Here is a 13,469-nt window from a genome sequence, read left to right as displayed (position 1 = left end):
GGCATGGATAAAGGGGCTGTAAGTGCGATGCAGGCACCGAGGCCTATCAATGAGCCATGGCTCCTCAGGAAGCCGGGAGCCACACCCCTCAAGGAGAACCACCATGCACCGCTCGATCAGCAGAATCCTCGGTCTCGCCGCCGCCACCGCCGTCGTCGCGATCGGTGTCCCCGCTCTCGCCACCTCCGCCTCCGCCGCCACCCTCACCGCCGCCCCCGCCGCCGCGAGCAGCTATGACGAGGAGCCCTGGGGCTACTACTACTCCAAGTACTACGACGACTCCCGCGCCCGTGCCAAGGGCAGCGTCTCGCTCGACGATGACGACCGCCTCCACGTCCGGGGCCGGCTCTACGACAAGTACTCGCCGAACTGGCTCTGCGGCTACGCCCAGTTCAAGTTCGAGACCCACGACGGCGACGAGAACTACTCCTGGGCCCGCAAGTGCGGCACCAGCGGCTACCAGAGCTTCCACTACGTCGCGGACGACATCGACAACCTGCAGGTCAGGGTCTGCTACTGGGACAAGCACGACGCCAAGAAGACGCTGTGCGGCAAGTGGCGCTACATCTACGAGATCGAGTCCGACGACGACGAGTGACCCCGGGGCCGCTAGGAGTCCGGCGAATCCGGCGAATCCGGTGAAGCCCGGTAGATGAACGTCCTCCCCTCACCCGCGATCTCCGTTCGACCCGCCGGCCTCGCGAGCCGCGACTCGCGTGCGGCGCCGGACGAACACCAGGCCCGCCCGGAACCCCGGGCGGGCCTTTTGTTCCATTAAGTAATTAAAATACTGTTTTTTATTCTATGTGCTTTATGGGCTATTTCTAGCTTTATATCCTTTTCGGTCGTCCGCTGCTCCTCGTAATGCCACACATGGGGTCTCCGTCTCACGCGGCTTCGACCAGGCCCATCCGCGCGTGCATCCGTTCTCGGACGACCGGCCATTCGTCACTCAGGATGGAGTAGTACGCGGTATCTCGGACCGTGTCGTCGGCGCCTCGGCTCTCCGCCCGTCGCACACCGTCGAGGTGCGCGCCGAGGGCTTCGATGGCGGCCCGGGAGCGTACGTTCCGTATGTCGGCCTTGAGGGTTATGCGGTGGACCTGCCAGGTCTCGAAGGCGAGGGAGAGCATCAGATACTTGCTCTCGCGGTTGACGCCGGTTCCCTGCGCGGAGGCGGAGAGCCAGGTGTAACCGATGTCCGCCACGGACGGGACATCGCCCACCGCCCCACGAGCGCCCGGCGGCCAGGGCATGGGGCCCTGCCAGTACTCCAGATGCATGAGACGGGTGGCACCGACCACGCGATCGGTGTGCAGCCACCGGATGGCGAAGGGCATCGTGCGGCCCTCCGCCTGCTCAGCCAGAGCGGCCTCCACGTAGGAGACCATCTCGTCCCGGCCATGGGGGACGCGAGTGAAGGCGTACGTAGAACGGTCTTCACTCGCCGCGGCGACGAGGTCGTCGACGACCGCGAGGCTGAGCGGTTCCAGGCGCACGAGGCGCCCGGACAGGGTGACGAAAGCGGGCATGAGCACATAATGAGGGCTCTTTCCCCTGCTTGATACCAAACGACACGAGACATCTTGGTGAGCATCGAGGAACGCACGTGACCCGTGAGCCTTCAGGGTAAGAGATACCAGATCAGAACCGCTGACGACACTCCGGGAACCTCCGTCGCCCGAGCGTTTCCGGCGGGGTGCGATCACCCCGTCGCGGGGGCCGTGACGAGCGGGACGCGCACGGGAGGCAGAGGTGCTCCCCGCCTCGCGAACAGGCCGGTCAGCGCCTCGCCCAGCTGGTCCAGCGAGGCCGAGATCCAGGGCAGTGCCAGGGGGTCGGGAGCGTCGAGCGCGGCCAGCCGCAGCCGCGCCGTCCCGCCGTACAGGAGGCTGGTCGCCACCCGCACCCGCAGGGCCGCCGGGTCGTCGCCGAAGACGTGGCCGGGGAGCACCCCGACGCCGTGCCGGTCGAGCAGGTACGCGGCCAGGTCGGCGGAGGACGCGAAGTCGAGCCCGGTGAGGTCGGGGTAGAGGTAGAAACCGCCACGCGGCTCGTCCACCCGCACGCCCGCGCGGACGAACCGCTCGTACACCGCCCGCGCCACCGCGCCGTGCAGCTCGCGGCTCCGGCCCACCCGCTCGACGAGCTCCGGCGGCTCGGTGTAGGCGTACGCCGCCGCCTGCTGGACCGGTGCGGCGGGGCTGGACCAGATCTCGCTCGCCACCGCCAGGAGCCGGTCGCGCAGGGCCGTCGACGGGAGCCGGGCCACGCCGATCCGCCAGCCGCCCAGGGCGAGGCTCTTGCTGAGCCCGCTGGTGATCACGGTCCGCTCGGGAGCCACGTCGGCGGGACTGAGGAAACCGGTGTCCGGGGAGTGGACCAGGTCGCGGTAGATCTCGTCGGAGATGATCGTCAGGTCGAGTTCGCGGGCGACCTCGGCGATCCGCCGGATCGTCGCAGCCCCGGCCAGCGTTCCGCTGGGGTTGTCGGGAAGCGTGACCAGCAGCGAGCGCACGTCGCGCCCCTGGGCGCGGGCACGCCTGACCGCCGCCGGCACGCGCTCGGGATCCGGCACCCCACCCTCGCCGGGGGGCGTCGGAACCGGAAGGGAACGCGCCCCGGCCAGCTCGGCCTGGGCCGCGTAGCTGACCCAGCTCGGCATCGGCAGCACGATGTCGCCGCCGATCGCCGGGAGCAGGCCGTACAGCAGGGGCTTGCTCCCGGGACCGCAGACCACCAGGTCGGGATCGGTGGGCAGGCCGCGCCGCGACCAGTAGCCGGAGGCCGCCTCGCGCAGCGCGAACGCGCCGGCGACGGGTCCGTAGCCGTTCAGGCCGGACGCCGCGGCCAGCCGCTCGCCCAGGGCCGGATGCACGGGCAGACCGGCCTCACCGAAGGCCAGGTTCAGCACGCGCTCACCGGCGCGCCGTCTTCGCTCGATGTCCTCGTTGGCCGCCAGGGTGGCGGAAAGCGTGACGCTCATCGCGGGGTTCCTATCTTGGCTTGCCTTGTCTTGTCGCGGAGAAGTACGGGGAAGTGCTGAGAAATACGAAATGTGTTGTGGAGCGGTACGTGCTGCCTGTGCTGTTCGTTTTGTCGGTGGAATGGTGTGGATTGTTCGCGGAGTGGTGCGGGCCGTTGTGGTGCGTCTCCAAGCCTGATGGGATGAGGTTCATCAGGACAAGCTTCGGTTGTCGTGGGTGGGCGTAAGGAAAACTGATGCTTGATCTGCGGAGACTCGTCCTGATCTGTGAGTTCGCTCGCCGGGGCAGCATCGCGGCCACCGCGGCCTCCCTCGGCTACAGTCCCTCGGCGGTCTCGCAGCAGCTGGCCGCGCTGGAGCGCGAGGCGGGCGCCGTGCTGATCGACAGGACCGCCAGGAGCGCGGAGCTGACCGACGCGGGGCGCCGCCTGGTCGAGCACGCCGAGCGCATCCTGGCCATGGTGGAGAGCGCCGAGTCCGACCTGTCGGCCCAGGCCGCGACGCCTTCGGGTCGGGTCACCGTGACCGCCTTCCCGACCGCCGCGGTGGCCTTCGCACCCGCGCTGGCCAGGACGCTGCGCCGGTACGGCGAGCTCACCCTGCGGATGGGACAGGGCCGCTCGGGGCGCGGGATGCGCGAGGTGCAGTCGGGCGAGGTGGACATCGCCCTGATCGACGACTGGCACGGCCGGATGCGCGAGCCCGACACCATGCGGGTCTTCCCGCTGCTGCGCGACCCGCTGGTGCTCGTGGTGCCGCGCAGGCACCGGCTCGCCTCCCCCGACGTCCCGGTCGACCTGCGGGAGCTACGCGACGAGCCCTGGATGGCCACCCCGGACGGCGAGCCCTCCCGGCTGGCGGTGGACCGGCTGATGGCCGACGTCGGCGGTCACCGGCCGGTGCCCTGGGAGTTCGAGGGGCTGGGTACGATCATCGGCCTGGTCGCCAAGGGCATCGGCATCGCGGCCGTCCCCGCCCTGGCACTCGCCGCGGGGGTTCGCGGCATCGCCGTCCGCCGGTTTCCCGGGCCGCCGGTGGGCCGGGTCGTGCACGCCGTCGCCCGGTCGTCCGGCGTCCACCGCCCCGCCGTCTCCGTCACCCTCCGGGCCGTCCACGTCGCCGCCCGGCTCCTCGCCGCCGACCTGGAGGGGGTCGAACCGGCCTCCCGGGAACGCCTGGAGCCTCATGCTTGATCGGGAGGGTGTCCGGTCCGGGGACGCCCGGAGGCTCGCGGCCCGGTAACGTCGGCACGTGCCTCCCACCTACGCGCTTGAGCGGTTGCTGAACGACGGCGGTTCCAAACTGGTCGCCGGGGTGGACGAGGTCGGGCGCGGAGCCTGGGCCGGGCCGGTGGCGGTCTGCGCCGTGGTCACCGACCTGTCGGAACCGCCCGCCGGGCTCACCGACTCGAAACTGCTCACCCCCGCCCGCCGTACCGCCATGGTCTCCGAGATCACCGCCTGGGCGGCCGGGATCGGGTACGGCGAGGCGTCCCACGAGGAGATCGACGCGCTCGGGATGACCGAGGCCCTGCGCAGGGCGGCCAGGAGGGCGCTGGCCGCGCTTCCCGTCCGGCCCGACGTGGTCGTCCTGGACGGGAAGCACGACTATCTGGGCGCGCCCTGGCCGGTCAGGTGCGAGGTCAAGGGCGACCTCTCCTGCGTCTCGGTGGCCGCGGCCTCAGTGATCGCCAAGGTTCGGCGGGACACCTACATGGCCTCGCTCGGCTTCGAGGAGTACGGGTTCGCCGACAACGCGGGCTACCCCTCGCCGGTCCACCAGGCGGCGCTGGCCGCTCTCGGCCCGACGGAGCATCACCGCCTGTCCTGGTCATATCTGGACGACCTTCCCCGGTGGCGCCACCTCAAGAGACATCGCAACCCGCTGGCCGGAGAGGGTCAACTCGGGCTTTTCGGACCACAATGAGACCGGTCCGGAGACCGGGATGAGACCGGGGAAGGCGGTCCGCCTCGGAACGAGGCCGTCAGCAGTCGACCAGTTCGGGCGACTGGTTGAGGATCTGTGACCTGGCGGTGACGAACTTCGCGTGGGCGCCGGTGGCGGACGGGTCGAAGACCGCGACCCGGTGGCAGTTCTGGAAGGCCAGCCGCACCCCGAAGTGACGCTCCAGGGCACCGCGCATGGCGTCGCTGGCGAGAGCGCGCAGGAGTTGGCCGCGAGCGGCCTCGTCCGGCGGGGGCACCGTGTTGTCGGCGAACTCGGCACCGGTGTGCTCGCGCTCCTTGACCAGGTCGCTGATGAGCGCCCAGGCGTACGGGAGGGAGTCTCTGACACAGGTGACGAATGCCGCGTCGTCCACCTCACCGGCCTTGGCCTGGTCGAGAAGATCGTTCGAAACGGTCAGCGACATGCTGCGTTCTCCTCACAGAAGGGGATTCATCAGACACTAGGTCGGGCCTACGGAGCGCTCCATCTAGCGGGAGAGCGACACTCGCGTGGGCCCGAAGACGAAGCCGGGATCGATCTGAGCCGCCAGGTCCTCGCCGGTCGCCCTGTTCGCCCAGGCCTCCGCGTTGCGGAGGTGGAACTGCACGGCCTGGCGCCCGAAGCGGAACCAGTCCTTCTCCCGGGTGTCGAGATGGTCGAGAAGCGTGCCCAGAGCCCGGGAGTTGGCCGGTTCGAGGTCCCGGAGGGTGAAGGGGCGGCCCTGCTCCATCGCGCGGATCGCCGCCGAGTGCTCCAGGCAGACCAGCAGGTCGTCGCCGACCTGGTCGCGCAGGAACGCCACGTCTCCCGGGCCGTGGATCTTGTTGCCTACGACCGCGACCGGCACGCCGTAGTCGGCGGCGTAGTCGCGGTACTGGCGGTAGACGCTCACGCCCTGGCGGGTCGGCTCGGCCACCAGGAAGGTCATGTCGAAGCGGGTGAACAGTCCCGAGGCGAAGGAGTCGGCCCCGGCCGTCATGTCGACCACGACGTACTCGCCCGCGCTGTCGAGCAGGTGGTTCAGATAGAGCTCCACGGCGCCGACCTTGGAGTGGTAGCACGCCACTCCAAGGTCGTCCTCGCTGAACGGCCCGGTGACCATGAGCTGGGGCCCCTCGGGCGTGGGGGCGGAGAATCCGGTGTGGATCGGGTCGTCCCGCTCGTCGAGGCGGAGCAGCCGCGAACCGGACCCCGGCGGGGTGGTCTTGACCATCGCGGAGGCCGATGAGATGCGGGGGTTGTCGCCCCGCAGGTATTCCTTGATCTCGGTCAGGTGCGAGCCCATCGGCCTCGGCAGCGCACCCTCGGCCAGCCCCAGCGCCATGCCCAGGTGCTGGTTGATGTCGGCGTCGACGGCCACGACGGGGCCGCCCCGGCTCGCGGTGTATCTCGCGAAAAGCGCCGACAGGGTCGTCTTGCCGCTGCCGCCCTTACCAACGAACGCCACCCTCATAACGACGATCCAATCTGATTATGAAAATCATTTCAATACCTCTGGGGGCTCATCATGCCACGCCGGCCGGGGGTGTGGGGCGCGTATCCGCGTATCCGCGTATCGCGAGGAGGAGCGAGGACGCGCTCGTGCCGCGAACGCGGATGAGGGTGATCCCTCATGACGGGGGCGGGTGAAAGAGGCGAGGGAAAACACCTGTCATGTCATGACCGGTGACAAAGATCCGCTGTTACCGCTTCGAGGTCTCCTGTGCGGGCTCGGCAGCTCCCTTGGGGATCGGCGGGGCGGATGTTTACCGCCGGTGCCGGTGGGATCCGGCCGGTCGGGGTATCCCACCCCGAGTCGGTTGATCTTGAGCCCCCCTGCGAGATCGTGGACAAGGGTCAGCAAGGGGCTTTGGTGGTACGTATCGGTACCTGGTCGCGTCGCGTTTCCGCGCGGCGGGTTCCTGGACGGCGGTTCTCCGAGCGAGGTGTCTCCGGGCGAGAGGTCTCCGGGCAGGGGGTCTCCGGGCGGTGGCTTTCCGGGTGGCGGGTTCCTGGACGGCCGTTTTCCGGGTGGCAGGTCTCTGACGGGCGGTTCTCCGGGTGGCGATTTTCCGGACGGCGAGCCGGTGGGTTCGCCGCGTGCGGGGTCGCGCTCGCGGTGCTCGTGACGCCGTCGCCCGCTCTCGCCGCACCCGGAGCGGGTGTGACGGAAACGTCCGCGCCATCCGTCCGGGCCGAGACTCTTCCGGCGACGGCCGCCGGGGGGAATTCCTCGTCGGCTGCGGTGTGGAGGGGAAAGCCTTCGCCGGTGGCGGTGACGCCAAAGCCAGTAGCGGTGAAGCCAAAGCCGGTGGCCGTGACGTCAAAGGGGAAGCTTTCGCTCGTACCGGAGGGGAAGGGGCGCGCGGGGGCGTCGTCCGCCGTGGCCGGCACCCCCTCGGCGGCGGGTGGAACATCCGCTCCCGCACCGACAGAGGATGACGCCCCTGTCCGGACAGAGGGTGAAAGGTCCTCGCCCGTCCGAGGGGCGGCTGAGGTGCCCGCTTCCGGGGACGAGGCGCACGCTCAGCTGTCTGGGGATGTGCCGTCCGCGTCCGTACTCGCGGAGACGGGAGGGCTCGCGTCCGCGTCGATAGGGAACGGTGGATCTCTGCCCGCGTCCGTGACGGGAAAGCGGGTCGCGTCCGTGGCGGGAAAGCGGAGTGCGCCCGTGACAGGGAAGCGGGTCACGGTCGTAAGGGGAAAGTGGAGCGCTTCTGTGACAGGGAAGCGGGTCGCGTCCGTGGCGGGGAGGCTGGGCGCGCGGGGAGGCTCCGGTGGGGAGGGCCGTGCGACGGCGGCGGTCGGAGAGCCGAAGGTCCAGATCACCAAGACGGCCTCGCCCGTGCTCGCCAAGCCCGGCCAGAAGATCACTTATACCGTCAAGCTCCGCAACACCGGTGATACCCGCCGCTCGGGCTTCACCTTCACCGACGACCTGTCGGGCCTGCTCGACGACGCGCGCTTCGACCACGACCAGTCGGCCACGTCGGGGACGGTCTCCTTCGCCGCGCCCGAGGTGACCTGGACCGGTGACGTGGCCGCCGGTCAGACGGTGACGGTCACCTACGGCGTCACGGTGGACGACCCTCCGGCGGGGGATCTGCGCCTCTCCGGCGAACTGGTCGGTCCTGGGGGTTCCAACTGCGCGGCCGGGTCCGTCGATCCCGCCTGCGGGAACCTCGGCGCGCCAGGTCTGCCGCTGCTGTATGTCCTCATGACCGCCGACAGGGAGAGCGCGGGTCCCGGTCAGGTGGTCACCTACACGGTCACCGTCAGCAACGTCGGCAACGCCGACTATCGGGGGGCCACACTCACCGGAGAACTCTCCCGGGTCATCGACGACGCGACATACAACGGCGACGCGCGGGTCACGAGCGGTACCGTCTCGTACGGCGCGCCGAAGCTGGCCTGGACCGGCGACATCCCGATGGCCGAGATCGTCACGATCACCTACAGCGTGACCGTCGGCACCTCGGGCGCCGGGGACGGGGCGCTGGACAGTGCCGTCCAGGCACCGGGGGGCGGCACGAACTGCCCCGACCCGGTGCCGTGGTCTGCCAGGCTCGCCGCCCCCGTGCCCGGTGCGGGTCTCGGCTGCGCGCAGCGGGTCGCCGTCGAGGGGACGAGGAGCACCGGGGCGCTCACGCCTCAGGCGTCCGGGGTATTCGAAGGGCCCGGGGCACCCGCCGAAGGACCCGGGGCATTCTCCGAGGGGCCCGAAGGACCCGGGGTGTCCGAGCCGGGTGACGTCGCGGTGGATGCGAGGCCCGGGGCCGACTGCCCGGCGGGGGCGGACGGTTCCGGCTGCGGGAGGCGTCCGCTGGATACCGCCTCCGCCCCGGCGGCTGCTGACGCCTCCGCCCGGGCGGCTGCTGATGGCTCCGCCCCGGCCTCCGCCCCGGCCTCCGCAGCGGCGGCCGCTGACGGTTCCGTTCCGGCGCCCGATCCGGATTCCGCGCCGATTCCCGCTCCCGGATCGGTTCCCTCACCATCACCCGCGCCGGTTTCCGGTCCCGCCCCGACGTCCGCCCCCTCCTCGGGCACCTCGGGGGTGACGCCTGTTCCCGGCGCGGAGCGGACCCCGGTGCCCGCGCGGGTGCCGGAACGGCCCGCCGACCCGTCGTGCGTGCCGGGCCGGGGGCGGTCCTTCTCGGTCCCCTGTCCCGCCGGGTGGTCTCGCGTGGAACCGGCCGGTCCCTCGCTGCCGTTCACGGGCCTGCCGTTCTGGCCGGTCCTGGCGGGACTCATGCTCTCCGGCCTCGGTCTGGCCCTGAGGCTGAGCGCCCGGCGAGAAAGGTCCTAGCCGGGCCAGAGTCCTAGCCGGGCCAGAAAGGCCCTCGCCGGGCGAGGAGGTTCATGGCCGGGCGCTCAGCGGGCCGGATCAGACCGGTTGGACCCGGCGGCGGCGACGGAGCAGGAACGCGCCGGTGACCAGGCCCGCGACGGCGGCGGAGGCCAACGAGACCGGCAGGACCCAGTCGGCCGTCTTCTCCGGCACGGCCACGGTGTTGATGTCCGTGGCGCAGACCAGCACGGGTCCGGTGGCGCTCCTGCGGGCGCAGGCCGTCGTCGCCAGATTCCGCACCGCGGCCCCCGCGACCGCGCCGACCCGGGCGCTCACGTGGACGATGGCGTCCTTCTGCGGCGGGACGTTCACCGTCCACGCCACCTTGCCCTGCTTCACCTGCCCTCCGGCGTCGGCCTTCACGAAGGTCATCGACGGTGGCAGGGACTGCACCAGGAGGACGCGCTTCAGCTGGGCGGTCCCCTGGTTGCTGATACGGAGTGTGTAAGTGTTCTCCGCGCCCGGAGTGATCTCCCTCGCCCCGTCGTCGAGGGAGATGGAGACCGAGGGGACCGGATCGGCCCAGGCGATGGGCCATCCAACAGCGGGTGCGGCGATCGCGGCGAGCAGACCCACGCTCGCCAGATGACGTTTCATCCTCGAACCTCCATGGTGACTATAAGTAATCACTCCATAACAGCATTCCGACCCTCGTGGGCGCTCTCAACGCGCCGGACGCGCCGAGCGCGGCATTCGTCGATCCGTCGATCCGTCGATCCGTCGATCCGTTGATTCGCCCGTTCGTCAGTGGCAGGCGGAGTCGAGGATGACGGCGTTCGTCTCGGCGCGTTCGCTCGCGTGCCTCCGGTTCCCGGCCTGCAGGGCGGGTACGGAGCGGGGCGGTGCGGGCGGCGCCGCGAGGGTGGTGATGACCTCGCGCCTGATCAGGTGGTAGTCGGGCGCGCCCGAGTAGATCAGCGGGGGGACGAACTGGAGGCTCCTGATCCTGGAGTCCTTCACCCTCTCCGCCAGCTCGATCAGGTCGGGCAGCAGCTGCCGGGGTATGTCGGTGGAGATCGCGTCGACGGCGGCGGTGGCCAGTTTCTCGAAGCTCTGGAAGACCGCCACCGGGTCGGCCTGTTTGGCGACGGCGTTCAGCAGGCACTTCTGGCGGCCCATCCGCACGTAGTCGTCGCTGTCGGTGCGGGACCTGCCGTACCAGAGCGCCTCCTCGCCCGAGAGTTTCCGCCTGCCCGCCTCGATCAGGCCCTCGTCCTGCCTGCCGTACACGATGGGGTCCTTGATGCGGACCCGTACGCCGCCTATCGCGTCGACTATTTCCACGAAGCCCCTCATGTCGACCATCGCGTAATAGGGAATGTCGAGCCCGAGGATGCCGCCGATCGTCCTTTTCAGGAGCGTCGAGCCGCGGTGTCGCTTGTTCTGCCGGGGAACCATCTCGGGATAGTCCTCGGCGTACTGGTAGACCTCGTTGAGCAGGCCCGGTGTGTAGGGCGGCTCGCCCTGGAAGCCGTAGGGGAAGCGGTCGCGGGCCGGGCCGGGGGGCATCGGGACGTCCTCCAGGTTCCTGGGCAGGCCGAACAGCACGGTGTCGCCGGTCCGGGTGTCGACGCTGGCCACGGTCATGCTGTCGGTGCGCACGCCGATCCGGTTGGCCGCCGCGTCCGCGCCGACGAGCAGGATGTTGAGCCGGTCCAGGCCCTGCCACGGGTCCACCGGGATGGGCGTGATGCTCTCGGCGAACACCGAGGTCACCACGTTGTGGGAGATGTAGGCCAGCCGGGCCGCGTAGACCATGGGGGCGATCACCAGCGCGCACAGCGTGCCGACGGCGGCGGCCGAGAGGCACTTGGCCAAGGTGGGCGCCGACTCCGGCCGTACCAGCAGGTAGGAGTGGATGATCACGGCGACGGCCACGGCGGCGACCAGCATCGCGGTGAGCGCGAAGACCCAGAGCCAGGCGGGTTGCACGGCGAGGGAGAGCAGGGAGGGCCCGGCGGTCAGTACGGCGGTCGCGGCGGCTCCGGCGAGGGTGAGCTCGATGCCCATCAGGAAGGCGCCGGTCAGGCGACGGCCCACCCAGATGTGGGCCAGGCCCCACAGAACGGCCGACCCCAGTGTCAGTGCCAGGCTCGATCCGACGCCTGTTCGCCCCGTATTGCCTGCCATAGCCGTGACATCTCCTGTCCGTCAGCCCAATACGTCGCAGGTTAGTAACGGTTTTCGGGTGAATCGGCTATGTGGTTGTTCGACGCGCTGAGGGCGGTGGGTCAAGGTTTGTAAACCAGATTTCGCCGCTGGGATGACACTGATCTCCAAGTTCGTGTCAAAAAGAGCCTGTAACCGGTTTTGCCAGGCAAACGCGGGGATTCCCAGGTAAAGCGGTTAGGGGGGCCCGTGCGTAGAGTGATCGGTTCTATTTTGATCGCGCTCGGATGCCTGTTCGCTCCCTTCGCCCTCACCGCCCACTGGGCGGCGACCGACATCGCGGACCCCGGCCGCTACATCCGCAACGTGAGCCCGCTGGCCGCCCAACCGGCCATCAAGAGCGCCGTCACGAACCGCATCACCGACGAGATCGTCCTGCGGCTGCGCGGGCTGGGGCTCTCGGTCGGCGGGGAACTCATCCGCGAGACGGTGAAGGCCGGTGTCGACGACGACTTCGCCATCGCCTGGGTGGAGATCAACAAGGTCACGCACCGCCGGTTCCTCGCGATCCTCGGCCACGACCCGAATCCCAGCGAGCAGCAGGAGGACGGCGTCGGCTACGACCTCGCCCCGGTGTACGAACTGGTCAAGCGGAAATTGCAGGTCGCCGGCATGAGGGACGCCTCGCGCCTGCCCGAGTCGCACCCCGTCACCCTGCTGCTGCCCACCTCCGCGATGACCATGATCGACAGGGTCTACGACGGGCTGATCTCGCTGAGGTGGGTCCTGCTGGGCGTGTCGCCGGTCCTGATCTCCGCCGGGGTGGTCCTGATCCGCGACTGGTGCGTCGCGCTGATCGGCACCGGGCTCGGCCTGGCCGCGAGCATGCTCGCGCTGGCGATCGCCATGTCCGCGGTCCGCAACGTCTACCTGCCCGGTGTCGTCGCCGGTGGCCTGTCGTACGCCGCCGTGGTCGCGATATTCGACGCGCTGACCGCCTTCCTGAGGAACGGCCTTCGGGTGATCTTCGCGCTGGGCCTGCTCATGGCCGCTGCGGCCTTCTCCGCCAGGGGCAGGCTCATCCGTTCCAGGCTCGCGGGGGCGGCGTTCGAGGCCCGGACTCACCAGTCCGCGGATCCCCCGAAGGACGTTCCCGAGGGACGATAGCCGAGCCGGGTGCGCGCGGCGCTGATGTCGAGGGTCCGCTCGACGGCCAGGTGGCCCGCGGCGTAGCGGGTCAGCCGGGGCGGGCGCCGGCGCCGGAGCAGCCGGGACGCGGCCTCGGCGACGGCGGCGAGGGGGTCCACCAGCCTGAGCGGCAGGTAGTACGGTTCGGCGTCGACGCCGCGTTCCCGGAGGATCGTGCGCAGGGCGTCGTCGAGCACGACGGGCTCGGCGTCGGTCACGTTGAAGACGCCGTGGTCGACCGGACCCTCGGCGGCGAGCAGGCAGGCCTGGACGAGGTTGTCCACCGAGGTGAGGCTGATCCGCTGGCGTCCGTCGCCCACCGCGAGCAGCCTGCCGCCCCTGACCGCGCCGAGCACCCTGGGGAGCAGCGTGGTGTCCCCCCTGCCGTAGACCGCGTGCGGCCGCAGGACGACCGCCCGCTCCAGGCACCTCTCCGCGGCGGCCTTCGAGGCGCCGTACGCGTTGGCGTACCGCCCGACCGGGGCGGCGTCCTCGGTGGCCATCACGGTCGGCCGGAACGGGTCGTAGACGCTCGCCGTGCTGACGTGCACGAACCTGGCGCCGGGGAAGGCCGCGGCGGCGTTGCGGGTGCCGTCCACGTTGGCGGCCCAGATGTCACGCGGCGGCCCCCAGTCCGTGACGCTCCCGGCGCAGTGGATCACCACGTCCACCTCTCCCTCGCCGGGGAGTGTCACGGACTCTCCCGAGAGCGTCACGGGCCGGGGGCCGAGGAGGTCCCACGAGGTGTACGGGGCGCCGCCGACGTGGCCGCCGTCCACCCGGGGCCGCCTGCCGAGGGCCGACACCGTCCAGCCCCGGGCCACGGCCGCGCGGCAGACCGCGCCTCCCACGAATCCCGAGGCGCCCGTCACCGCGATCCTCGGCCCCTGCCCGCCGGGCCCGGCGGGTCGC

Annotated in this window: 12 protein-coding genes; 5 read left to right on the top strand and 7 right to left on the bottom strand. The window is 70.4% G+C overall.

Annotated features, from left to right (window positions below):
* The first annotated feature begins 103 nt into the window (after window positions 1–103).
* Window positions 104–598 (top strand): hypothetical protein, encoded by a 495-nt coding sequence (locus ACSC1Q_RS07915; protein WP_436758010.1) that lies wholly within the window; start codon window positions 104–106, stop codon window positions 596–598.
* A 289-nt stretch (window positions 599–887) separates the two neighbouring features.
* On the opposite strand, the gene ACSC1Q_RS07910 is transcribed toward ACSC1Q_RS07915, so the two are convergent.
* Both ACSC1Q_RS07910 and ACSC1Q_RS07905 read right to left on the bottom strand, forming a co-directional pair.
* A complete protein-coding gene (locus ACSC1Q_RS07910; RefSeq protein WP_350968734.1) occupies window positions 888–1,532 on the bottom strand; it encodes a GNAT family N-acetyltransferase in 645 nt (214 codons plus the stop codon).
* Window positions 1,533–1,705: 173 nt separating this feature from the next.
* The gene (locus ACSC1Q_RS07905; RefSeq protein WP_436758009.1) at window positions 1,706–2,986 is read right to left on the bottom strand and encodes a pyridoxal phosphate-dependent aminotransferase; all 1,281 of its coding nucleotides are present in this window, start codon (window positions 2,984–2,986) and stop codon (window positions 1,706–1,708) included.
* A 236-nt stretch (window positions 2,987–3,222) separates the two neighbouring features.
* Here ACSC1Q_RS07905 and ACSC1Q_RS07900 point away from each other — a divergent pair, with 236 nt between their 5' ends.
* Window positions 3,223–4,179 carry a LysR family transcriptional regulator gene (locus tag ACSC1Q_RS07900; protein ID WP_436758008.1) on the top strand — a complete coding sequence of 319 codons (957 nt, stop codon included), beginning with the start codon at window positions 3,223–3,225 and terminating at the stop codon, window positions 4,177–4,179.
* A gap of 58 nt (window positions 4,180–4,237) precedes the next feature.
* On the top strand, window positions 4,238–4,912 hold the full coding sequence (gene rnhB / locus ACSC1Q_RS07895) for a ribonuclease HII (RefSeq protein WP_436758007.1): 675 nt from the start codon (window positions 4,238–4,240) through the stop codon (window positions 4,910–4,912).
* Window positions 4,913–4,970: 58 nt separating this feature from the next.
* Here the strand turns inward: rnhB and ACSC1Q_RS07890 are convergent, their stop codons facing one another.
* Complete coding sequence (locus tag ACSC1Q_RS07890) at window positions 4,971–5,357, bottom strand: SCO5389 family protein (RefSeq protein ID WP_436758006.1); 387 nt, start codon at window positions 5,355–5,357, stop codon at window positions 4,971–4,973.
* A 63-nt stretch (window positions 5,358–5,420) separates the two neighbouring features.
* Complete coding sequence (locus ACSC1Q_RS07885; RefSeq protein WP_436758005.1) at window positions 5,421–6,386, bottom strand: ATP-binding protein; 966 nt, start codon at window positions 6,384–6,386, stop codon at window positions 5,421–5,423.
* A gap of 1,245 nt (window positions 6,387–7,631) precedes the next feature.
* Between ACSC1Q_RS07885 and ACSC1Q_RS07880 the strand changes: the two genes are divergently transcribed.
* The gene (locus tag ACSC1Q_RS07880) at window positions 7,632–9,218 is read left to right on the top strand and encodes a DUF7927 domain-containing protein (RefSeq protein ID WP_436758004.1); all 1,587 of its coding nucleotides are present in this window, start codon (window positions 7,632–7,634) and stop codon (window positions 9,216–9,218) included.
* Between the two features lie 78 nt (window positions 9,219–9,296).
* Here ACSC1Q_RS07880 and ACSC1Q_RS07875 read toward each other — a convergent pair whose 3' ends face one another.
* Together ACSC1Q_RS07875 and ACSC1Q_RS07870 are read right to left on the bottom strand one after the other, a co-directional pair.
* Complete coding sequence (locus ACSC1Q_RS07875; protein WP_436758003.1) at window positions 9,297–9,857, bottom strand: COG1361 family protein; 561 nt, start codon at window positions 9,855–9,857, stop codon at window positions 9,297–9,299.
* A gap of 147 nt (window positions 9,858–10,004) precedes the next feature.
* The gene (locus tag ACSC1Q_RS07870; RefSeq protein WP_436758002.1) at window positions 10,005–11,390 is read right to left on the bottom strand and encodes an LCP family protein; all 1,386 of its coding nucleotides are present in this window, start codon (window positions 11,388–11,390) and stop codon (window positions 10,005–10,007) included.
* Window positions 11,391–11,618: 228 nt separating this feature from the next.
* Here ACSC1Q_RS07870 and ACSC1Q_RS07865 point away from each other — a divergent pair, with 228 nt between their 5' ends.
* Complete coding sequence (locus ACSC1Q_RS07865) at window positions 11,619–12,536, top strand: hypothetical protein (RefSeq protein ID WP_436758001.1); 918 nt, start codon at window positions 11,619–11,621, stop codon at window positions 12,534–12,536.
* On the opposite strand, the gene ACSC1Q_RS07860 is transcribed toward ACSC1Q_RS07865, so the two are convergent.
* Entirely contained in the window at window positions 12,491–13,429 is a 939-nt protein-coding gene (locus ACSC1Q_RS07860) for an NAD-dependent epimerase/dehydratase family protein (protein ID WP_436758000.1), read from the bottom strand. The genes ACSC1Q_RS07865 and ACSC1Q_RS07860 overlap by 46 nt on opposite strands.
* Between the last annotated feature and the right edge of the window lie 40 nt (window positions 13,430–13,469).

Origin of the sequence: Streptosporangium heterodermiicola (genome assembly GCF_051390675.1) — a bacterium.
Taxonomy (GTDB): domain Bacteria; phylum Actinomycetota; class Actinomycetes; order Streptosporangiales; family Streptosporangiaceae; genus Streptosporangium.
The sequence above is the reverse complement of the archived record's forward strand: the minus strand, read 5'-3'. Positions and strand labels throughout refer to the sequence as shown.